We start from the raw sequence: 21,458 nt of genomic DNA, 5'->3' as shown, positions 1-21,458 counted from the left end.
TGGCGGCAACGAGGCCGAGCCAGTAGGAGTTCTGAGAAGTTTGGTCGAGGGGACGCTCGCACAACGCCTCCGGCGTCGGGTCGTAAGAACTCGAAAGTCTACGGCGATGCGTCCCCCCGCACCGAGCATCTTGCGCCGCGCAGGTGCCACCGTCAACCCCTCGGCGGGCTATTTTTCTACCGACGGAGAAGAAGCAACTACGTACGGCATTCGCTTTGTGCAACTTCTAACGTGAACCGGGCGAAGCCGCGCACTCAACTGGACAGTTGCGTTCCCGGCTGGACAGTTGCGTTCCCGGCTGGACAGTTGCGTTCCCGGCTGGACAGTCAGGAACGCCAGCCGAGCCGGCCGGAACACTCAGCCGAGCAGACCGACGTCGCGCACCGCCCGCAACGACGGCTTCACCCGGTACGTCGGGCCGACCTGACCCGCCACCGCGTCGATGGTCTTGAGCCCTTCACCGGTGTTGTAGACCACCGTCTCGGCCTCCGGGTCGAGCTTGCCGCTCGCCACCAGCTTGCGCAGCACCGCCACGGTGACACCGCCCGCGGTCTCGGCGAACACCCCCGTCGTACGCGCCAGCAGCTGGATCGCGTCGCGGATCTCGTCGTCGTCGGCGTACTCCATCCAGCCGCCGGTACGGCGCACCGCCTCCAACGCGTACAGCCCGGCGGCTGGGTCACCGATGTTGAGCGACTTCGCGATGCCGGTCGGCCGGACCGGGGTGATCACGTCGGTGCCGGCGTGCAGGGCGGCGGCGATCGGGTTGCAGCCCGCCGACTGGGCCCCGAAGACCCGCCAGCCGTTGGCCGGTGCCTCGACCAGTCCGATCTCGACCAACTCGCTGAACGCCTTGTCGATCTTGGTCAGCAGCTCGCCGCTGGCCATCGGGATGACGACCTGCTCGGGAATCCGCCAGCCGAGCTGCTCGGCCACCTCGTACCCGAGGGTCTTGGAACCCTCGGCGTAGTACGGCCGCACGTTGACGTTGACGAACGCGGTGTCCTCGAACTCGTCGGTCTCCACCAGTTCGCTACAGAGCCGGTTGACGTCGTCGTACGACCCGTCGATGGCGACCAGGTCACCGCCGTACACGGCGGTGGTCACCACCTTGCCCTGTTCCAGGTCACCGGGGATGAAGACGATCGACGGTACGCCGGCGCGGGCCGCGTGGGCGGCGACCGAGTTGGCCAGGTTGCCGGTGGAGGCGCAGGCGAACCGGGTGAAGCCGAGCCCTCGGGCGGCGGTCAGCGCGACCGAGACCACCCGGTCCTTGAACGAGTGGGTGGGATTGGCGCTGTCGTCCTTGACCCAGAGGGGGGCTCGGATGCCCAGCTCGGCGGCGAGTCCGGGGGCGGCGACCAGCGGGGTGAGGCCGGGATCGAGGGTGACCCGGCTGGCCGGGTCCTGCCCGGCGGGCAGCAGTGCGGCGTACCGCCACAGGTTCTGTGGGCCGGCCTCGATGTCGGCGCGGGTGACCCGGGCCAGCGCCGCCTGGTCGTAGCCGACCTCCAGCGGACCGAAGCACTCGTAGCAGGCGTGCTGGGCGACCAGGGGATACTCCGCACCGCAGCCGCGACAGACGAGGGCCCGCGCGGGGTTGGCGGCGGTGCTGGGCTGGGTGGGGGTCGCGTCGATGATCGACGTCATGTCGAGGCCGTCCTCTCATCTTTCCCACGCCGCACGGTGCGACGGGGACGGATTTGGCACCTGCCTCGCCTGGCCTCGATCATCGAGTCCGCGAAGTGGTTGCCGGGGCGTCAACGGGCCGTATCCCTCAGCCCCTCTGGATGAGGTATTCAGTTGTGTTGCCGACGAGTCTACGACTCACCGTCCGCTTCCCTGGAAGGTCATCCCACCTTCTGGCCGGGGTGTGACCGATTTCCCAGGGCTTCCGCCCCGGCCGTCGGCGGACGAGTTCCCGACCGTCAGCGGACGAGTTCCCGACCGCCGGCGACGGAGAGCACCTGACCGTTGACGTGGCCGTTGGCACCGGAGCCGAGGTAGAGCACTGCCGAGGCGACGTCTTCCGGGGTGCAGATCCGCCCGGTGGGTGTCTTCGCCGACTCGCTGTCCACCGCCTTCTGGCCGAGGAAGGGCGTGGTCAGAGCCCGTTCGGTGAGAGTGAACCCGGGTCGTACGACGTTGGTGAGGATGCCGTGCCGCGCCTCCCGGACCGCGAGCACCCGGGCTGCCGTCTCCAGCCCACCCTTGGCGACGGCGTAGCTGAGCGGACCGGCCATCGGCTGCTCCACGATGTCCGTGGAGACGATGACGATCCGGCCCCAGCCAGCGGCACGCATCTCGGGCAACGCGGCGTCGATCAGGGCCGCCGTACCGATGGTGTTGGTGGTCAGTGATGCCGTCAGCCCTTCGATCTCCCCGAGTTCCCGGGAGGGCCACTGCACCGCGTTGGCCACCAGTACGGACACCGGGCCGAGTTCCTGTCGTACCTGGTCGAGGGCGGTGTGCCCGGACGAGTGGTCGCTCTGGTCCAGGCGGACCGCGATGGCGTGGCCGCCAGCCTGCGAGATGGTGTCGACCACCTCCTGCGCCCGTTCCTGGCCGGAGTGCCAGGACACGGCGACGGCCGCTCCTTCGGCGGCGAGGCCGATGGCGACGGCTCGCCCGATCGCACCCGAGCCGCCGCTGACGAACGCGACCCTGCCCTTGAGGTCTGTCTCCACAGGAAGCCTTTCATTAGCCGGCTAATTATTAGCCGACTATGCATCACCGCTGGACAGTCTGTCAACCACTCCTAAACTCATCGAATGGACTTCGCCGAGGTCATCGCCACGAACAAGGCCCTCGTCAAGGTGGCCAAGCTCTATCGCGGGGCACAGGCCACACTGCTGGCAGAACTCGGTCTGCACCCCGGTCAGGACGTGGTGTTGTGGCACCTCGGCCAGGCACCGGCGGGGCTACTCGTCAACGAGATCGCCGACCGGCTCGGCGTCGAGCCGCCAACCGTCACCCGTACCCTGGCCCGACTTGAGTCCGGCGGCTGGTTCACCCGGGAACCGGTGCCCGGAGACCGACGGGCGGTGCGCATCCAGCTCACCGAGAAAGGGCGAGCAGTGGTCCCGCAGGTGGAGGCGCTGTGGCAGAAGCTGGCCGACACCGCCACCGCCGGACTCGACCCCGACGAGCGTGGACAGCTCGTCAGCCTGCTGGACCGGGTCAGGACCAACCTGGCCACCGTCCCTGCCGAGCAGGGCTGATCGTTCAGCCCTGGTGTACCCCGGTTGACGGGTGACAGCCGGTTCAGGCCCGGTCGGGCACCGCCATCTCACCGAGCAGCGACCAGTCGTCCTGCGGAACCGTCGTGTTGACGATGCGCGGCGTCTCGACCAGGTACGGCGGGAGGGTCTGCTGCGCCTTCTTGAAGTGCTCGGACTGCACGTGCGCCGCGCCGGCCGCGTCATCCCGGAACGCCTCGACCAGCACGTACTCGGTCGGGTCGTCGACGCTGCGGGACCAGTCGAACCACAGGCAGCCCGGCTCGGCCCGGGTCGCCTGGGTGAACCCGTCGGCGATCTGCGGCCACTGCTCCGCGTACTCGGGCAGGATCCGGAACTTCGCGGCAATAAAGATCACGTCAACTCTCCCAAACGGCCGATGAGGTGCAGGCGGACGAGATCACGCTACCCCGATCCCGGCCCGGCCCAACTCGATCACGGCCCCGGTCCAACCCGGTCTGGAACCGGACGGCGCTAGGCCGATATGAGGTCGCGCTCACCGGCGGGGAGACGGTCGGCACACACCATTCGACTCGCGCTACGAGGACTGGAAGCGGCCGATAACTACCGCTCTGTTCCAGCACTCACGGAGGTACGCGAGCGGTCGCTGTTCGCCCCTCGACGACTCGGCACCAGCCGTGACTGGAACACCAGGTACGTCATCTGGCGCGGATGACGTACCTGGTGTTCCAGTGAGTGAGCATTTCGGTAATCCGCTATGGGCGGCCTATCGGTCCAGCGCGACCAGGGGTCGAACGAAGAGGCCGAGGCCATCGGGCTCCTCCCGTGCCCGATCCGCCTCCCCCTCACACCGACGCCGCTCTCGGCAAGCACCGCACCGTCGCTGCGCCCACCGATCTTGGCCAATCCATCGACACTATCGCTCTACGCAATGAGTAATTAATGCGACAGACGTAAAGCATCGACCATCATTGACGCAAAGTCATCGATCTGGAAATGCTGGGCGAGGAGCCGGCCAATCCAAGCTGAGCCTTACCGCCACAGAGAGGAAACCAACTCCATGAAACGATCGATGAAGGCGCTCGCCACCGTCGCCTCGGCGATCCTCGTCGGCGGCGTGTTGACGTCGGCACCGGCGTCGGCCTCGCCGTCGGACATCCAGCCGATGGTGTCGTACGAGTGGAACACCGCCGAGGCGGGCAGCCCGCCGTCCGGAATCCCCTGCGTGTCGACCACCGGGGCTATCGCCTGCTTCCAGGCCAACGGCGACAAGTGGTGGGTGAAGGACACCTCCAGCGACAGCGCATCCGCGGTGGCGAACTGGGTCAACTACCGTAACGGCTCGCTCTACCGTAAGGGCGGCTGCCGCAACGGCCTGGGCAGTGGCAAGTGGGGCGTGTGCAACAAGAACTACTACGAGGACAGCACGCTCGCCTTCAACGCATGTGTCTACGACGCCTCCGAGGGTGTCTGGGTTCGCTGTTCGTAACGGCACCCGACGTGGGACGGCCCGGCACTTCACCAGTGCCGGGCCGTCCCACGTCTATTCGGCAGCACCAGCCGACAACCGGATCAGATCTCAAGAAAAGCTCAAGAATCGGCTGGCGATGATCATCTGCAGCGCTCCGGCACGTACGGTCGCCGCGTGAAAAAGCTTGTACGTCGACTGGGAATCGTGAGCGCTTCGGCAGTCCTGCTGACACTGTCGGTCGCCTCACCGGGACACGCCGCCACCGCGTACACGCCGGAGGCCGCCTGCTCGGCCGAGTTCGGCGGCACCTGGAGTCGGACGTCCGACGGCCACCGGACGCTGACGACCGAATACTCCGGCGCGAAGTGGGGCGACGTCTACCTGATGTACAACCGGGCGACCGGTGCCAACTGCGTCACCACCGTCAAGACGAAGTTCCTCGGCACGGGAAGCAGCATGGACGCCCGGGTGTACGTCCAGGGTGCCAGCGACTGGAAGCGTGACTCCGGGTACTACAACTACTACGCCGCAGTGCGGGTCTCGGCGAGCGGCAAGTGCGTCAAGTACGACGGCATCATCACCACCGGGTCGGATTACGCCATAAACGGCCGGTACACCTGGGGTAACTGCGGCTGAGCAGCCGCGTCACCACTTGCAGGATCTCCGTGCCCGGCGTACCGAACGGCAGCGGTATGCCGGGCACGGAGATCCTGGGGTTGGTCAGGAGACGACGTCCTTGCGGGTGAACCGCCAGAAGGCGAGCGACCAGAAGAGCGTGGCGTAACAGATCGCCGAGATACAGCCCCGGACGATGTCGTCGGTCTGCATCGGGGTCGAGAGCAGTCCCAGCCAGGCATTGCTGTAGTGCGTCGGTAGGAACTCCCGTAGCACCCCGAGCGCCTCGATCTGGTTGAGGATGCTGGAGAGGATCCACAGCAGCACCGCCCCACCGACCGCGCCCAGCGCCGCATCGGTCAGCACCGACAGCAGGAACGCCAGGCCGGCGACCGTGAGTAGCACCACCGCCAGGTAGCCCAGGATCGCGAGCAGGCGCAGCAGGCCGTCACCCGCCGGGATCTGCGCCGCCACCGTGCTCTGCAACGGCGACCAGCCGTACCGCAAGGTGCCGGCGAGCAACGCGGTGCCGGCCAGCAACAGCAGGGCCAACCCCGAGTACGCCAACGCGACCACCAGCTTCACCGCCAGCAGCCGGGCCCGGGGCACCGGTACGGCCAGCAGATAGCGCAGACTGCCCCAGCTCGCCTCGCTGGCCACGGTGTCCCCGCAGAACAACGCGACCACCACGACCAGCAGGAACGACGCCGAGACGAAGAGCGCGAAGAGGGTGAAGTTGAGCCCACCGGCGGTGGCCAGGTCGACCAGGCTGCTGAACTCGCCACCACCGTTACGGCCATCGTCGTCGTCCTGCGGGAACTGGAACGCGATCAGGATGATCAGTGGCAGCAGGACCATGAAGGCCAGCGCCAACTGCGTACGACGACGCGACGCCTGCCGGCGGAACTCGGCCCAGATGGGCAGGGTCGCCGAGGGGCGGTAGCCGGGTGCGGCCCCGGCCGCCACCAGTGGATCGGTCGGGCCGGACCCGTTGGCCGGGCCAGGCCGGTCGGACGGCTTGGCTGCGGCAGTTGACATCAGCGGTCCCCGCTTCCCCGAGAGTTCTCGCCGACCAGGGCGAGGAACGCGTCCTCCAGGCGGCGTCGTGGCACCACCCGGTCCACTCCGACCCCGGCCCGGACGAGTTCGGCCACCACCTCACTGCGGGCGGTGCCGTTGGTGTCCACCACCAGCCCACCGTCCCCGTCGGGCAGCACCCGTACGCCTTCCAGCCGGTCCAGCACATCCCGCGCGGCGGCCGGGTCGGTGACGTCGAACAGCACGCTGGGCGACTCACCGACGATCTCCTCGACCGGTCCGGCGGCGACGATCGTGCCCTTGTTGACCACCACGGCGTGGGTGCAGGTCTGCTCCACCTCGGCCAGCAGGTGGCTGGAGACCAGCACCGCTCGGCCGTCGGTGGCGTACCGCTTGAGCACCCGCCGCATCTCGGCGATCTGTGGTGGGTCGAGGCCGTCCGTCGGTTCGTCGAGCACCAGTAGCTCGGGCAGACCGAGCATGGCCTGCGCGATGGCGAGCCGTTGCCGCATCCCGTGGCTGTACGTCCGGATCTTGCGGTGGACCGAGTCGCCCAGGCCGGCGATCTCCAACGCCTCGTCGAAGTGCGCGTCGGCGAGCGGTCGTCCGGTGGCCCGCCAGTACGCCCGTAGGTTCTCCAGGCCGCTCAGGTGCGGCAGGAATCCGGGCCCCTCGACCAGGGCCCCGATCCGGGACAGCACCGGGGAGCCGGGGACCAGCCGATGCCCGAAGACGTAGATCTCCCCGGCTGTCGGTTGGGTCAGTCCCATCAGTACCCGCAGGGTGGTGGTCTTGCCGGCACCGTTCGGTCCGAGCAGGCCGACCACCTGTCCCCGTGCCACCGTGAAGTCCACGTTGGATACGGCGACGAAGCCGTCCGCGTACTCCTTGCGCAGTTGCCGGACGACCAGCGGGGTGTCCGCGTACTCGGCGGTCACCGAGGTGTCGTGGCGACGGTGCCGGCGGCGGACCACCAGGACGACCCCGACGAGCCCGACCACGATCGCGGCAAGCAGTCCGACCAGGACCCAGCGCCACAGCGCGGCGGTGGTGGGGATCGGCTCTCCGCTGACCGTGGGCAGCGTGACCGGGCCACCGCCGAGCGCCACCGAGTAGACGGTCGGTGCGTTCGGGGTGGCGTAGCCCTGGTCGGAGGTGGCGACCACGATCCGCAGCCGGTGCCCGGCCTCGAACCGGCGGACGATCGCCGGCAGGGTCACCTGCACCGGCTGGGCGGCGTTGATGTCGGTGGGCAGGCCGGTCAGGCGTACCGGGGCGACCAGGCCGTTGGAGAGTGCTGCCGGGCCGTTCGGGTCGACGTCGTAGAGCTTGACGAAGAGCACCGCCTCGCCGGTCGGCGACGCCGCCCGGATCGACACGGTCGGCGCACCGGCCACGTCCACCGCCTCGGCCAACGGCTCGGACTCGAACCGGGCGTGCTGGCCGGGCAGGTCACCGGCGACCCCGTCGAGCAGTGAGGAGAACGCGCCGGCCAACGGCAGCGACGAGATGGCCGCCGGGTTGCCACCCGCCGGGTTGGCGATCCGCTGCGGCGGACCGGCCACGCTCACCGGTGTCGTGGCCTGACCGCCCAGGCCCGGATAGTCGGCGGTGCGGTAGCCGGTGGCCACCAGTCCCCGGTCCATCGCGTCGAAGCCGGCGATCCGCGACCAGGTGAAGCTGTTCTCCGGGGTGGCCCCTTCACCCTTCACGTAGTGGTGGAGCCACTGGGCGGTGAGCAATTTGAGCCGGTCCTGGTCGGTGTCCGGTCCAGAACCGCCATCGTGCCCACCGGTGAACCAGGCGACCCGTACCGGCGTGCCGTTGGCGGCGATGCCCCGGGCGTTCGCCTCCGCCTCGGCCAGGGGAAAGAGGGTGTCCGCCGTGCCCTGGATCAGCAGGGTCGGGGCCTTGATCTTGTCGAGCACGCTGGCCGGGCTGGACCGGCGCAGCAACTCGACCGAAGCCTCGGTGGCCCGACCGGTGGCGGCGATCTCCAGGTACGCCGCGCAGACGTCGGCGGCGAACCGGCCACACGCCGGGTCGAGCCCGCCGGACGCGACACCAGGGATTCCCGGTGCGCCGGGTTGGCCTGAGCCGCCCGCCGAGTCCGGTCCGCCAGCCGAATCCGGTGCGCCCGCCGAGTCGGCGCCGGCACCGGGCTGGTCAGCCGAGTCCGCGCCGGCACCCGGAATACCCGGCCCGCCGACGCTGCTGCCGTTGCCGAAGAACAGCCCCGCCCAGCCCTTCTTGAACACCCCGTCGACCGGGGACCTGCCCGTCGACTCGGGCAGGAACGCCCGCGGCAGGTCGTTCCAGGTGATCATCGGGACGATCGCGTCGACCCGGGGGTCCTGCGCGGCGAGCATCAGGGCCAGACCACCGCCGTACGAGCTACCGACCACACCCACCCGGGGGTCACCCGCAGCGTCGGTACGGATGTCCGGCCGGGCGGCCAGCCAGTCGAGCAGCCGGGACGCGTCCCGTACCTCGTAGTCGGGGTTGTCCAGATGGATCTGCCCACCGCTGCGGCCAAACCCCCGCGCGGTGTACGTCAGCACCGCGTACCCCAGCTCGGCCAGGTCCTCCGCGTCGGAGCGGACCGTCTCCTTCGTCCCGCCGAACCCGTGCGCCAGCAACACCGCCGGTACGGGGTGCTCGGCCGAGGCACCATCCGGCAGGAAGAACCGGGTGTCAAGATCGACAGGCTGGTCACCGGCGGGTCCAGACCGCACAGTGATCACCTGATCTCGTACGCCGAAGCTCTTACTCTCGGGCCACACCGCCCAGACGACCGCCCCGGCGAGCAGGACGGTCACCACCGAGGCGGTGACGACCCGACGCCGGGTCATCCGGGGCAGGGCACGGCGAAGCCGCGCCGACAGCGGGGAAGGCATGGGATCACGTTACGGGCCGCTTGCTGTGGAGTGCCTGAGATCCCGCCGTACGCCGAACTCACCACCGTCGACTGATGTGACCCGGTGGTGTCGGCCCAGACGGATACGCTCGGCGGCGTGGCGGATCCCGATCTCACCCTCACCGCGAACCTGCGGCCAGCGGCCCTGGATGCCCGGCGGGGCATCGTCCGGCTGCACCCGGAGGTACTCGCCGCGCTGGGCCTGCACCCGGGTGCCCCCGTGCGGCTCGCCGGTCGACGGGTCACCGCCGGGATCGCCGCCCGGGCCGAGGCGACCGCCAGCCGGGCCCTGCTCTACGCCGACGACCTGATCCTGGGCAACCTCGGGATCCGGGACGGCGGTCAGGTGACGATCAGCCCCGCCCCGGTGATCGCCGCCCAGCGGGTGACGCTGACCGGACCACCAGAGATCACCGCCGTTGTGTCGCCGGAGATGTTGCGCCTGGCGCTGCTCGGCAAGATGGTCACCGCCGGCGACGACGTGTCCCTGCTGCCGCAGGACGTCCTGCCCGACGCGGCCGCCCGTACGCTGGTCGAGGCAGCCCGACGCAGCCTCTCCAACACCCTCGGTTACGCCTGGACCAGCACTCTGCTCACCGTCGTCGCCGCCGAACCGGCGCAGGCGGCCCTGGTCACCATGGACACCGTCGTCGGCTGGCAGGCCGGGCAGGTCACCCACGGCTCCACCGGTGCCGAGGTACGCCCCGCCAACCCGGCCCGGGCCGCCATCGGAACCACCGTCGCCCCGCCTACGGGAGCCACGGCCGGAGCGGGAGGCGGGGCCGGGTCGGGCGTCGGAGCGACGGCCGAGCCCGGCATGGGAACCGTCGGCACCCCGGTCGCTGGGCCGGCTCCGGCTCCGACCGCCGAACCGACGCCCAGCCTGGAAGACCTGCCCGGCCTGAAGGCACAGGCACACGAGTTGACCGAACTGCTCGACCTCGGCTTCCACCACCGCGAGGTGCTGGGCCGGCTGGGCACCACGGTCTCCCTCGGCGTGCTGATCACCGGCCCGGCTGGTTCGGGCAAGTCGGCGCTGGTCCGGGCGGTCGCCGGGGAGGTGGGGGCCCGGGTGGAGACGCTGTGGGCCCCGGAGATCGCCGCGCTCACCAACGATGCGGCCGCCCGCCGACTCCGGCAGGCCGCCGAAACGGTACGGGCCGCCGGGGCGGGCGTACTGCTGATCTCCGATGTCGAGGCGTTGGCACCCCGGGACCAGCCGGGGCCCGTGGCCACCGTGTTCCGGCAGACCCTGGCCGAGGCGGTACGCGTCGGCACCGCCGTGGTCTGCACGACCAGCCGTCCGGAGTCGGTCGACCCGTCGCTGCGCGCCCCTGACCTGCTGTCCCTGGAGATCGCCGTACCCCTGCCGGATCCGGCGCTGCGCCGCGAGCAGTTGGCCGTACTGACCCGGGAGATGCCGCTCGCCGATGACGTACGACTGGACGAGGTGGCTGGTCGTACGCCCGGGTTCGTCACCGCCGACCTGGCCGCGCTGGTCCGGGAGGCCGGGGTACGGGCGGCGCTGCGGCAGAAGTCCGCCTCCGCGCCGGTGGTGGCGATGGCGGACTTCACGGCGGCCCTCGAAGTCGTCCGCCCCACCTCGATGGCGTCGTCCACGCTGGAGGTCGCCTCGGTGACGCTGGACGACGTCGGCGACATGGCGGCGGTCAAGGAGGTGCTGACCGAGTCGGTGCTGTGGCCGTTGACCTACCCGGACACCTTCGCCCGGCTCGGCGTGCAGCCGCCGCGTGGCGTGCTGCTCTATGGCCCGCCCGGTTGTGGCAAGACCTTCCTGGTCACCGCGCTGGCCGGTACCGGTCGGGCGAATGTGCTCTCGGTCAAGGGGGCGGAGCTGCTGTCGAAGTGGGTCGGCGAGAGCGAGCGTGCGGTACGCGAGCTGTTCCGCCGGGCCCGGGAGGCCGCCCCGACGTTGATCTTCCTCGACGAGGTGGACGCCCTCGCCCCGGTACGCGGTCAGGCCAGTGACGGTGGCACCACCGACCGGGTGGTGGCCGCCCTGCTCACCGAGTTGGACGGGATCGAGTCGCTGCGCAACGTGGTGGTGATCGGGGCGACCAACCGGCCCGACCTGGTCGACCCGGCGCTGTTGCGGCCCGGACGGCTGGAGCGGCTGGTCTACGTGCCACCGCCGGACGGCGACGCCCGGGGCGAGATCCTGCGCGCCGCGTCGCGAGCCGTGCCACTGGCCGAGGACGTGGACCTGCCAGCACTGGCCGAGTCGCTGGACGGCTTCTCGGCGGCCGACTGCGCCGCGCTGGTCCGGGAGGCGGCGCTGGCCGCGATGCGGGAGTCGCTGGAGGCGTCCACCGTCACCGCTGCGCACGTGGCCTCGGCCAGGGAACGCGTTCGGCCGTCCCTCGATTCGGCGCAGGTCGCCTGGTTGGCCGCGTACGCCGAAAAGCAGGCCGCTCGCTGACAAATGTCAACCCTGGTATCTCGATCATCATCCGATTAGGATTTTGTTTAGCCCGATAAACAAGAGGGCCACGGGGGATCAGTCACAACAAGACCTGTTGAGTCAGGTCTTTCGTGGCCTGCGCAAATGAGGGGAAGCATTTTGCGTCTACAGAATTGGGGCCGCCTGGCAACCGCCGGCAGCCTACTCGTCGGACTAGCCTCATTCTCCATTCCCGCCCACGCCGCCGAAACCCCCACCATCCAGGCTGCACAGCCCGGAAACTGGCAGGTGGCGGAGGTGGGTCCAGCGCCGACGGTACCCAAGCCCAACGGGTACGACTACGTCGAGCCGACCCTCTCCGGTGACGTTCTGTTCGCCGACGAATACCAGGCCGGCATCCGCTGTTGGAATGGTTCTTCATTGACCCAGATTCCCCAGCCGAACATTCCGACAACCGAAAGGTATTCCGCGCTCGGCGGCGTTTCCTGCACGAACTTCTACCTGTTCGACGCACAGGACATTCCGCAGCGTTGGCACTGGAACGGCACCGCCTGGTCGAATGCGGCGGCCGGCAGTCAATATTCGATCGGAATCGTCCGCGCCTTCGCCGCCAACGACATCTGGGCCTTCGACACGATCAAGGGCCAGGGGTTCCGCTTCAACGGCACCACCTGGCAGGCGGTGACCATGCCCACGATCCAGCCGAAGGTCATGGTGGGCACCGCGACCAACAACTTCTGGCTGCTGGGCTACCAGTCGACTTCGTCCCGCACCAAGGTGGCGTACCGGTGGAACGGGTCGACCTGGACGCAGGGCACGCTGCCGACCACCTACACCGGGTACTTCCACGAGACGGTGGCGGCTTCCGCCAACAACCTCTACGTCTTCGGCACCAGCACCGCCCCCGGCTACCTGCGCTTCAACGGGACGACCTGGGTGCACGAGCAGATGCCAGGCATCACCAAGTACGTCCACGGTGTGGCGTACGGGGCCGGCACCGTCTGGGTCGGCACCTACTCCCAGTTCTACCGGCTCACCAACGGTCAGTGGAGCGAGGTGGCCTTCCCTGCGGTCGACAACCCGTACGGCATGAGCATCAAGGACCTGGCAACCGACCCGCGCAGCGACACCGTCTTCGCCGGCGGGTACGTCGGGTTCGCCGAGGGCGAGCAGTTCCCCGCGATCCTCAAGAACGTCCCGGTGAACTGACCGACACGGCGAGCTGATCCTCGCCTGACCTCCCCCTGCATCGTGGTGATCTGGTCGGCCTGGACCGGCCAGATCACCACGATCTTTTTGCGCCATGTTGATCAAGAGATTTGCGTCATCCGAGGGGCCTCCGGATGGCGCAAATCTCTTGATCGACCAGGGAGGCGGATCAGGCGGGGAGGTGGGTCAACCAGGGAGGTGGGTCAACCAGGGAGGTGGATCAGGCGGGGAGGTGGATCAGGCGGGGAGGTGGATCTCGGCGCGTACGGCGCCGCTGTCGTCCGACTGGAGCACCGCACCCGCCCGGCGGAGCACACCGAGCGCGGCGGCATTGTTCGCCGTGGTGTCGGCGACGACTCGACGTGCGCCGATCTGGGCCGCCTCAACGAAGAGCAGACGCAGGGCGGTCGCGGCGATGCCCTGACCCCGGGCAGACTGCCCCAGCCAGATACCGGTCTCCACGGTTTCCGGGTCGCGGCGCGCCATCCGGATCACGCCGAGCACCCCTGCGTCACTGACCACGGCATACATCAGCGTGCCGGTCGGGCCGGACAATCCGCCGAAGCTGGCCCGGTGGAACTCACGGAACGCGTCACGACGCGCCTGGGACCAGCCGGCCGGGGCCGTCACGGGCGGCATCACCTCATCCGGCTCGGCCTCCGCGACAGCTACGGACAGCAACGACTCCAGGTTCTGCTCATCAACCGGCGCCAGCCACACCTTGCCCGTCACGTGCCGGAGTCTTCCGCCCCGGGAGGGTTCCGTCCACCGGTTTGGCGCACCCGACCGGAAAGTGTTTCGGCTCACGTTGTGGTGCCACCACCCACGCAAGCCATTAACCTACCAAAACAATAGACAATCTCGGCATGTTGCTGAGCAGCGCATATCCTTGACCGTCGACCGTAGATGACGGGCAGACCCGGACCCGCAACACGGTCAACCCACCCCTCCCCGCCCGAGAAGGACCCATCGTGATCCGCATCGAAGGTCTCCGAAAGACCTTCCGTTCCCGTGGCCGTACCGTCACCGCGGTCGACAACGTGGACCTCACCGTACGTGATGGAGAGGTCTTCGGTGTCGTCGGTCGGAGCGGCGCTGGCAAGAGCACCCTGCTGCGCTGCGTCAACCTGCTCGAACGCCCCGATACCGGCACGATCACCGTCGACGGGGTGGAACTGTCCGCGCTGCGGGAGGACAAGCTACGCACGGCGCGACAGCGGATCGGCATGGTCCACCAGCACTTCGCCCTGCTCAGCTCCCGTACCGCCGCCGGCAACGTCGCATTCGCCCTGGAGGTGATGGGCGTGCCGCGCGGGGAGCGGGCCACCCGGGTGCGCGAACTGCTCGACCTGGTCGGGCTCGCCGACCGGGCCAACTCCTACCCCGCCCAGTTGTCCGGCGGCCAGAAGCAACGGGTCGGCATCGCCCGCGCCCTCGCCGGCCGCCCCCGGGTGCTGCTCTCCGACGAGGCCACCTCGGCGCTCGACCCGGAGACCACCGCCGCCACGCTGGCCCTGCTGCGCGAACTCAACCAGCGGCTCGGCCTGACCATCCTGCTGATCACACACGAGATGGACGTGGTGAAGCGGCTCTGTGACTCGGTCGCGATCATGCGCGACGGTCGGATCGTCGAGTCCGGTCCGGTACCGGAGCTGATCGCCCGCCCCGACTCCGAACTCGCCCGAGACCTGTTCCCGCTCGGCCCCGTACCGGAACTGCCGGACACGACGATCCTGGACGTCACCCTGACCGGGACCGCCGACGAGTCGTTCGTCGCCACCCTCAGCCGCCGGTACGACCTGGACGTCCGGATCATCGGCGGTGCCGTCGAGACCCTGGCCGGCACCCGGGCCGGTCGGCTCCGGGTCGCGCTGCCGGGGGCTGCCGAACAGCACGAGGGACCGCTGCGCCACCTGCGCGACGCCGGGCTGCCCGTGGAGGTGGTCCGATGATCTCCCCGGACCTGGTCCCGCTGCTCTGGCAGGGGCTGGAGGAGACGGCGTACATGGTCGGCGCCTCCGCCGCGCTGGCTGCCGTCGGTGGCCTGCTGGTCGGCGTACTGCTGGTCCTGACCGACCGGGGCGGCCTGCTCGCGGCCAAGCCGGTGAACGCGCTCCTGGGTCTTGTCGTCAACGTCGGCCGCTCCCTGCCGTTCATCATCCTGCTGATGGTGATCATCCCGTTCACCCGGACCGTGGTCGGTACGACCATCGGCACCACGGCGGCGATCGTGCCGCTCACCGTGAGCGCCATCCCGTTCTACGCCCGCATCGTCGAGACGGCGCTCCGAGAGGTCGACCGGGATGTGATCTCCGCAGCCCGGGCGATGGGAGCGTCCCGTTGGCAGATCGTCGTCAAGGTCCTACTCCGCGAGGCCCGACCCGGCCTGGTGGCGGGGTTGACGATCACCATCGTCGCGCTCGTCGGCTACTCCGCGATGGCGGGCGTGGTCGGTGGCGGCGGCCTCGGTGACCTCGCCCTGCGCTACGGCTACCAGCGCTACGAGGACGACGTCATGATCGCCACGGTCGTACTGCTGGTGATCTTCGTACAGCTCATCCAGATGCTGGGCGACCTGGTCGCCCGTCGACTGTCCCACCGGTGATCGCCGGAGGGGGTTAGGAAGGGGCCCTTCCTACACAGGAAGCGACAAGAGGGGCCCCTCCTCACACCAAAGCCGTGCCTGCGGGGCAAGCCGTGGGCGGCAAGAACAGAGAGGCAGTAACTCGTGCGACGCGCCCTAACCGTCACGCTCACCGCGGCCGCGCTCGTCCTGGGCCTGGCGGCCTGCGGGGCGGACGCCGAGGACAACGGCACCGCGACCCCGCCGGACGCCGCGCTCAAGGTGGGAGTCAGCCCGGTCCCCCACGGCGAGATCCTCAAGTACGTCAAGGAGAACCTGGCCGAGAAGGCCGGTCTGAAGATCGACCTTGTCGAGTTCACCGACTACGTACAGCCCAACCGGGCGCTGGCCGAGAAGCAACTGGACGCCAACTACTTCCAGCACCTGCCCTACCTGGAGGAGGAGAAGGCCGCCAAGGGCTACAAGTTCACCGCGCTGAAGCCGGTGCACATCGAGCCGCTGGGCGTCTACTCCAAGAAGGTGCAGAGCCTGGCCGACGTGCCCGCCAAGAGCATCGTCGCGATCCCGAACGACCCGTCCAACTCCGGTCGGGCGCTGAACCTGCTCGCGAAGAACGGGCTGATCAAGCTGAAGGACGGCGTCGGGGTCAAGGCCACCCAGCGCGACATCGTCGACAACCCCAAGCAGCTGGAGTTCAAGGAGTTGGAGGCGGCGCAGCTGCCGCGCAGCCTGGACGACGCCGCGCTCGCCGTGATCAACGGCAACTACGCGATCGAGACCAACCTCAAGCCGGCCACCGACGCGCTCGCCCTGGAGCAGGGACAGGACAACCCGTACGCCAACCTGCTCGTCGTCCGTACCGGCGGGGAGACCGACCTCCGGGTGGTCAAGCTGGAGGAACTGCTCCACTCGGCCGAGGTGAAGAAGTTCATCGAGGAGAAGTACCAGGGCGCGGTGCTGGCCGCGTTCTGACCTCGACAAGCACCAGCGGAGAAGGACGGTCGGTCAGTCGCCGTCGAAGTGGCACAGTACGGCGCTCGCGTCGTCGTACGCCTTGTGTCGACGGCGGCCCCGGCCGTCCTCCTCGGCCCGCCGGACCCGGCGGATCAACTCGTCCGGCCCGTGGCGGCTCAGAATGTCGAGCAGCCCGGCCCAGTCCAGCAGGGCGAACTCCTCGACCGCGGCCGAGGCACCGTCGGTCAGCAGCGCGGCGCGGCGGATACGACCCGGACCCGTCAGCGGAAACGTGCCGGTCACCGCGTGGTACGCCGCATCCGGATTGGCCGCCGCCACCCAGTAGCCGTGGGTCTGGTTCATCTGCTGCCGTTGCAGCAGCACGCTGCGGTGGAACCGGGTCGCCGGATCGGCGTCGGCGGACCCCACCGGACCGCTGGCGGCCGTCTGCCGCAGCTCGGCCATCGCCGCCACCAGCCGGTCGTCGGAGATCACCCGCACCTCGTCACCGAGGTCGACCACGAGCGGGCTGTCGCACAGGATCAGGTAGTCGACGTGGTCGCCGCCGTGCCGGAGCAGGCAGACCGTCGACGACGGGGTGCCCGGATGATCGAGATCGCACTGCCCGTCGTGATCGGCCCGGACCGCCAGGATCGCCGCCGCGAGGTTGCCCATCAGGGTGGCTGCCGGCCGCCTGGCGGCGGCGAGCCCGATCCGCGCGGCGAGCTGCCGGACGTACCACGCCGGTCCGTGGACACATCCGGTCTCGAAACCCTCCGGTACGGTCGCCCCATCCAGTACGCCGACCAGTTCGCCGTACTGGAACACCTGGTCCTCGTTCTCCAGTTGGTCCGGGGCGGGATCGGTCGCCACGCTGACCCGCATCGGCGAGCGGGGCCGAAGCGACCCGGTCACCTGGCTGGACCCGTGCTCTGTAGCCGGACGGCGAGGCCGGCATCCAACGAGCGGGCCAACCGGACCAGGATCAGCAGGGTCGGCATGGTGCCACCGGCCTCGAACCGGGCGAGCGCCGACTGGGTCATCCCGGCCAGTTGGGAAAGCTGTGCCTGCGACCAGCCCCGGCTTTCCCGCAGTGCGCGTACGGCTTGCCCCAGTTCGGCGGCGAGCCGGGCCGCCTCGTAGGCGTCACCGACCCCCGGATCGGACGCCCGGCGGTCGCGCAGCGTGGACCAGTCAGCTTCGCTCATGGCTCCCCCCTGCGCAGAAGCCTCCCGGTAGGCCGCCATGCCCCGATGCTATGGCAACCGACCCGAGCCCGGGCACAGAACGCATCCGTTCGACACCGGTACGGTGGCGCTGGTTCCCCGACGCCGCCGTACCGCCCCCCTCTGTGCCGTACCCGGTGCGGCTACCCGATCGGCGCGATGTAGAACACCAATTCGCGGGCTGTCCCAATGCCTTCCGGCGACCGGTCGTCCGTGGTCACCGTCCCGTCTCCTGCCGGGCCGTCGGTCGGTGCCCCACTCCGACAGAGCGTTACCCGGTAGGTGGCAGACATCGGACCCTGTTGGTCGCCAACCGGTCGCCCGACGGTCGACGGGTTTCCGGGAAGGGAATGCATCGACTACCTTTCTCCCACTGGCGCACCAGCGACTCGTCCGACCAGGAACCATGCGGTGGCGCGACGGGCATCCGTCGGCCGCCATCCGCAAGGTAAAGAAGTCTGGGGATCGTGGCCACACAGCCACCACATGGCCGTCATACGTCGAGCGGGGCCAGCCGAGGTCCGTAGTAGGTTGGGTCGGCCGAAACCCGGGGGGAATGACGCGTGAGGTTCGAGGTCCTCGGCCCGATGCGAGTCCGTACACCGGCCGGGGCGGATGTGCCGATTCGTAGTCGCCACGAACGCACGCTGCTCGCCATCCTGCTGTTCCGGGTCGGACAGCCGGTCACCGCCGACCAGCTGGTGGCGACCCTATGGTCGGAACGTCCGCCGGCATCTTATCTATCCAATTTGCACACCTACCTGTCCCGGCTGCGCAGCCGACTGCCGGACGTCGCAATCGAGCAGGTCAACGGCGCGTACCGGATCCAGGTCGAGCCCGACGACCTGGACCTGCTGATCTTCCAGCAGGAACTCGCCGCCGGCCGGGCGGCGCTGGCCGAGGACGATCCGGCGGCGGCCATCGTCCGGTTCCGGCGGGGTCTCGCCCTGTGGCGCGGCGAGCCGCTCGCCGACCTCTCCATCGACCCGCTCGACCCACAGTTCGCCCAGCTCTCGGCCGAACGGCTCGGCGCGATCGAGGACTGTGTGGACGCCGAACTCACCCTGGCCGACAGCGGCGACCGCAGCGAGCTGCTGGCGGAGCTGCACGGACTGGTCGTGGAGCATCCGCTCCGGGAACGGTTGCACGGGCAGTTGATGGTGGCGCTCTGCCTGGCCGGCCGGCGGGCCAACGCCCTGGCGGCCTACCAGAGCGTCCGCAACGTGATGATCACGGAGTTGGGTATCGAGCCCGGCCCGGAGTTGCGTCGACTGCACCAGGCGATCCTGCGCGGCGAGGACGTGACATTCGCCATCCAGTCCGGTCGCCCGGCACACCGGCCCCAGTCGGTGTTCCCGGTGTGCCAGCTTCCGCCACCGGTGGCAGGGTTCGTCGGACGTACCGAGGTGGTCGAGCAGGTGGTCCGGCTGGTGACACCCCGGGCGAACGCCGTACCGCTGTTGGCCATCTCGGGGCCGCCCGGCATCGGCAAGAGTGCCCTGGTCGTCCGGGTCGCCCACCAGCTCCGGACCAGCTTCCCGGACGGGCAGATCTTCGCCCAGCTCACCGGGGCCACCGCCCGCCGCGATCCATCGGCGGTGCTGACCGACCTGCTCCACTCGCTCGGCGTGCCGGCAGCGGCCGTACCCCAGAGCCTCCCGGCCCTGACCAACGCCTACCGTGCCCGGCTCGCCGACCGCCGGGTGTTGGTCGTGCTGGACGACGCCGCCGACCCGGCCCAGGTCCGGGCCCTGCTGCCCGGCACCCCCGGCAGCGCGGTGCTGGTGACCAGCCGCAGCCGGCTCTCCGGGCTCACCGACGCCGCGCACCTGCAACTGGGGCCGTTGACCGACGACGAAGCCCACCAGTTACTCCGCCAGGTCGCCGGGCCGGAGCAGGTCGCCGGGGAACCCGGGCAGGCGGCTCGGATCGCCACCGCCTGCGGAAACCTGCCCCTCGCGCTGCGCATCGCCGGCACCCGGCTGGCCACCCGGATGTCCAGCGTCGCCACCCTCGCCGACCGGCTCGACGACCAGCACCGCCGGCTCACCGAGTTGGCCGTCAGCGACCAGCAGGTACGCGCCAGCCTCGCGCTGAGCGTGCAGGCACTCACCGGCCCGACCCGGAAGGCGTTCGGGCTGCTGCACCTGCTCGGGCCGGTCAGTTTCGCCGGCTGGGCGGTGGCGGCGCTGCTCGGTCGACCGGATGCGGACCGGGTCCTCGACGAGTTGGTCGAGGCCAGCCTCCTGGAACCGGTCCACCTTGACGGCGGCGGGACCCGATACCGCCTGCACGACCTGCTCCGGGTCTACAGCGCCGAGCTGGCCGGTACGGTCGACGCCGACGATACGGACGACGTTGGTCGGGCCAACGCGCTGGACGTTGGCCGGACAGGCATGGTTGGTCGGGCCAACGCGCTGGACGTTGGCCGGACAGGCAAACTTGGCCGGAACAGCGACGTGGGCCGGACCGCGGCGCTGGAGCGGCTGCTGGCCACGACCGTCTTCCTGATCGGAACGGCCGCCGCCCGACTCCCGCGTACGTTGACCTGGTCCCGCCCCACCAAGTCGCCGCCCGACCCACCACTGTCTGCGGACACGGCCCGGCAGTCGACCGGCGCACCGCTGCCTGCCGAGACGACCGAGCAGCCGGCCGGCGACCCGCTTGGTTGGCTCGACACCGAACGGGCGTATCTGGTGGCCGTCGTCGCCACCGCCGAGACCGAGGGAGCCGACCGGGCCGTTCTCCAGTTGACCGAGCAGCTGGCCCCGTACCTGTGGATCGGCGGTCACTGGGCCGACCTGCGCAGCGTGCAGCGGGTGACCCGGCGGGTCGCGGCGCGCACCGGCAATGATCGGGAAACGGCCCGGATGGATCTGGTTGCCGGGGTGCTCAGCCTCGTCGCGGGGGACGTGACCGCCGCCGACGGCAGCCTCGCCGCCAGCCGGAGCGCGTTCGAGCAGCTTGCCGACCGGCACGGTCTGGCCTGCGTACTCGCCGATCAGGCGGTGTTGCGGAGCAACTACCAGGACGGGGCCGACGAGGCGGTACGGATGGCCCGACGCGCGATCGAGCTCTTCGAGGCCGAGGGCGATCCGCTCGCTGCGATCCTGACCGCCCCGGGGCTCTCTGCCGCCCTGCGAAAGCTGGGCCGGCTCAGCGAGGCGCTGGTGATCGATCAGGCCGCCACCGGTCGCGCCGTGCAACTCGACGTCGCCCCTGTGGTGGTGGCCCGCTGCCTGAACGCACTCGCCCTGACCCGGTTGCTCATCGGGCAGTTGCCCGAGGCGTACACGACGGCGGACCGGGCGGTACGCCTGCTGCGGGCCAGCGGCGAACGCTACGTACTCATCCCGGCGTTGCACCATCTCGCGCTGGCCGCCGCCGGTCTCGATCGTCGGGAGGAGGCGGTACGACTGCTCGCCGAGGGCCACGGTATCGCCGTCGAGTTGGGTGACCGGATCGGGGCAACCGGGCTGGAGCGGGACCTCGCGGCAAGCCGGATCGGCGACGGGCAGGTCGACGAGGCCGTCGCGACGCTGCGGCGCTGTCTGCGCACGTTCCGGACGATGGGTTCCCGGTCGGCGCAGGCCACGACCCTGGCGGTGCTCGCCCACGCGTACGGGACGCTCGGCGACCCGGTGTCCGCCGACACCGCCCGCCAGCAGGCCACCCGGCTGGTCGCGGGCCGGGACAGTCGCGCGCTGGTCCTATCCTCGCTGGTGTTGCGACTGGCTGCGGCAGCACAGTCGGGTCGGCTGCCGGTGCTCGTCGGGGACGGCCGAAGCGAGACCGAAAATGTCATACCTCGCGACTAATGTT

17 protein-coding genes and 1 riboswitch are annotated in these 21,458 nt (G+C 69.7%); of the genes, 9 read left to right on the top strand and 8 right to left on the bottom strand.

What is annotated here, in order from left to right; genetic code table 11:
- Positions 1–357 precede the first annotated feature (357 nt).
- Complete coding sequence (gene thrC / locus FHR38_RS16520) at positions 358–1,650, bottom strand: threonine synthase (protein ID WP_184535514.1); 1,293 nt, start codon at positions 1,648–1,650, stop codon at positions 358–360.
- 12 nt (positions 1,651–1,662) lie between these two features.
- Positions 1,663–1,797, bottom strand: a riboswitch (SAM riboswitch).
- 131 nt (positions 1,798–1,928) lie between these two features.
- The gene (locus FHR38_RS16515) at positions 1,929–2,687 is read right to left on the bottom strand and encodes an SDR family NAD(P)-dependent oxidoreductase (protein ID WP_184535513.1); all 759 of its coding nucleotides are present in this window, start codon (positions 2,685–2,687) and stop codon (positions 1,929–1,931) included.
- A gap of 84 nt (positions 2,688–2,771) precedes the next feature.
- Here FHR38_RS16515 and FHR38_RS16510 point away from each other — a divergent pair, with 84 nt between their 5' ends.
- A complete protein-coding gene (locus FHR38_RS16510; protein ID WP_184535512.1) occupies positions 2,772–3,221 on the top strand; it encodes a MarR family winged helix-turn-helix transcriptional regulator in 450 nt (149 codons plus the stop codon).
- A 43-nt stretch (positions 3,222–3,264) separates the two neighbouring features.
- Here FHR38_RS16510 and FHR38_RS16505 read toward each other — a convergent pair whose 3' ends face one another.
- A complete protein-coding gene (locus FHR38_RS16505; protein ID WP_184535511.1) occupies positions 3,265–3,597 on the bottom strand; it encodes a putative quinol monooxygenase in 333 nt (110 codons plus the stop codon).
- A 663-nt stretch (positions 3,598–4,260) separates the two neighbouring features.
- Between FHR38_RS16505 and FHR38_RS16500 the strand changes: the two genes are divergently transcribed.
- Positions 4,261–4,689: a hypothetical protein gene (locus FHR38_RS16500; protein ID WP_184535510.1), complete on the top strand. Its 429-nt coding sequence runs from the start codon at positions 4,261–4,263 to the stop codon at positions 4,687–4,689.
- Between the two features lie 186 nt (positions 4,690–4,875).
- On the top strand, positions 4,876–5,307 hold the full coding sequence (locus FHR38_RS16495; RefSeq protein WP_184535509.1) for a hypothetical protein: 432 nt from the start codon (positions 4,876–4,878) through the stop codon (positions 5,305–5,307).
- Positions 5,308–5,391: 84 nt separating this feature from the next.
- Here the strand turns inward: FHR38_RS16495 and FHR38_RS16490 are convergent, their stop codons facing one another.
- Both FHR38_RS16490 and FHR38_RS16485 read right to left on the bottom strand, forming a co-directional pair.
- Positions 5,392–6,324 carry an ABC transporter permease gene (locus FHR38_RS16490; protein ID WP_184535508.1) on the bottom strand — a complete coding sequence of 311 codons (933 nt, stop codon included), beginning with the start codon at positions 6,322–6,324 and terminating at the stop codon, positions 5,392–5,394.
- Positions 6,324–9,221, bottom strand: coding sequence for an alpha/beta fold hydrolase (locus FHR38_RS16485; RefSeq protein WP_184535507.1), 2,898 nt, complete (start codon positions 9,219–9,221; stop codon positions 6,324–6,326). The genes FHR38_RS16490 and FHR38_RS16485 overlap by 1 nt, the downstream gene beginning before the upstream one ends.
- 117 nt (positions 9,222–9,338) lie before the next feature.
- On the opposite strand from FHR38_RS16485, the gene FHR38_RS16480 reads away from it, so the two are divergent.
- Both FHR38_RS16480 and FHR38_RS16475 read left to right on the top strand, forming a co-directional pair.
- Positions 9,339–11,681, top strand: a complete 2,343-nt coding sequence (locus FHR38_RS16480; protein WP_184535506.1) for an AAA family ATPase — start codon at positions 9,339–9,341, stop codon at positions 11,679–11,681.
- A 279-nt stretch (positions 11,682–11,960) separates the two neighbouring features.
- Positions 11,961–12,872, top strand: a complete 912-nt coding sequence (locus tag FHR38_RS16475) for a hypothetical protein (RefSeq protein WP_221449052.1) — start codon at positions 11,961–11,963, stop codon at positions 12,870–12,872.
- 237 nt (positions 12,873–13,109) lie between these two features.
- Here FHR38_RS16475 and FHR38_RS16470 read toward each other — a convergent pair whose 3' ends face one another.
- Positions 13,110–13,604 (bottom strand): GNAT family N-acetyltransferase, encoded by a 495-nt coding sequence (locus FHR38_RS16470; protein WP_184535504.1) that lies wholly within the window; start codon positions 13,602–13,604, stop codon positions 13,110–13,112.
- Between the two features lie 239 nt (positions 13,605–13,843).
- Here FHR38_RS16470 and FHR38_RS33225 point away from each other — a divergent pair, with 239 nt between their 5' ends.
- From FHR38_RS33225 to FHR38_RS16455, 3 genes are all read left to right on the top strand, one after another.
- Positions 13,844–14,824 carry a methionine ABC transporter ATP-binding protein gene (locus tag FHR38_RS33225; RefSeq protein ID WP_184535503.1) on the top strand — a complete coding sequence of 327 codons (981 nt, stop codon included), beginning with the start codon at positions 13,844–13,846 and terminating at the stop codon, positions 14,822–14,824.
- Positions 14,821–15,477 (top strand): methionine ABC transporter permease, encoded by a 657-nt coding sequence (locus FHR38_RS16460; RefSeq protein ID WP_184535502.1) that lies wholly within the window; start codon positions 14,821–14,823, stop codon positions 15,475–15,477. The genes FHR38_RS33225 and FHR38_RS16460 overlap by 4 nt, the downstream gene beginning before the upstream one ends.
- 123 nt (positions 15,478–15,600) lie before the next feature.
- Positions 15,601–16,428 carry a MetQ/NlpA family ABC transporter substrate-binding protein gene (locus FHR38_RS16455; RefSeq protein WP_184535501.1) on the top strand — a complete coding sequence of 276 codons (828 nt, stop codon included), beginning with the start codon at positions 15,601–15,603 and terminating at the stop codon, positions 16,426–16,428.
- Positions 16,429–16,461: 33 nt separating this feature from the next.
- On the opposite strand, the gene FHR38_RS16450 is transcribed toward FHR38_RS16455, so the two are convergent.
- Both FHR38_RS16450 and FHR38_RS16445 read right to left on the bottom strand, forming a co-directional pair.
- Complete coding sequence (locus FHR38_RS16450; protein ID WP_184535500.1) at positions 16,462–17,325, bottom strand: hypothetical protein; 864 nt, start codon at positions 17,323–17,325, stop codon at positions 16,462–16,464.
- Positions 17,322–17,618: a helix-turn-helix domain-containing protein gene (locus tag FHR38_RS16445; protein WP_184535499.1), complete on the bottom strand. Its 297-nt coding sequence runs from the start codon at positions 17,616–17,618 to the stop codon at positions 17,322–17,324. The genes FHR38_RS16450 and FHR38_RS16445 overlap by 4 nt, the downstream gene beginning before the upstream one ends.
- A gap of 581 nt (positions 17,619–18,199) precedes the next feature.
- Here FHR38_RS16445 and FHR38_RS16440 point away from each other — a divergent pair.
- Positions 18,200–21,454 (top strand): AfsR/SARP family transcriptional regulator, encoded by a 3,255-nt coding sequence (locus FHR38_RS16440; RefSeq protein WP_184535498.1) that lies wholly within the window; start codon positions 18,200–18,202, stop codon positions 21,452–21,454.
- Positions 21,455–21,458 lie beyond the last annotated feature (4 nt).

Origin of the sequence: Micromonospora polyrhachis (genome assembly GCF_014203835.1) — a bacterium.
Classification (GTDB): Bacteria; Actinomycetota; Actinomycetes; order Mycobacteriales; family Micromonosporaceae; genus Micromonospora_H; species Micromonospora_H polyrhachis.
The sequence above is the reverse complement of the archived record's forward strand: the minus strand, read 5'-3'. Positions and strand labels throughout refer to the sequence as shown.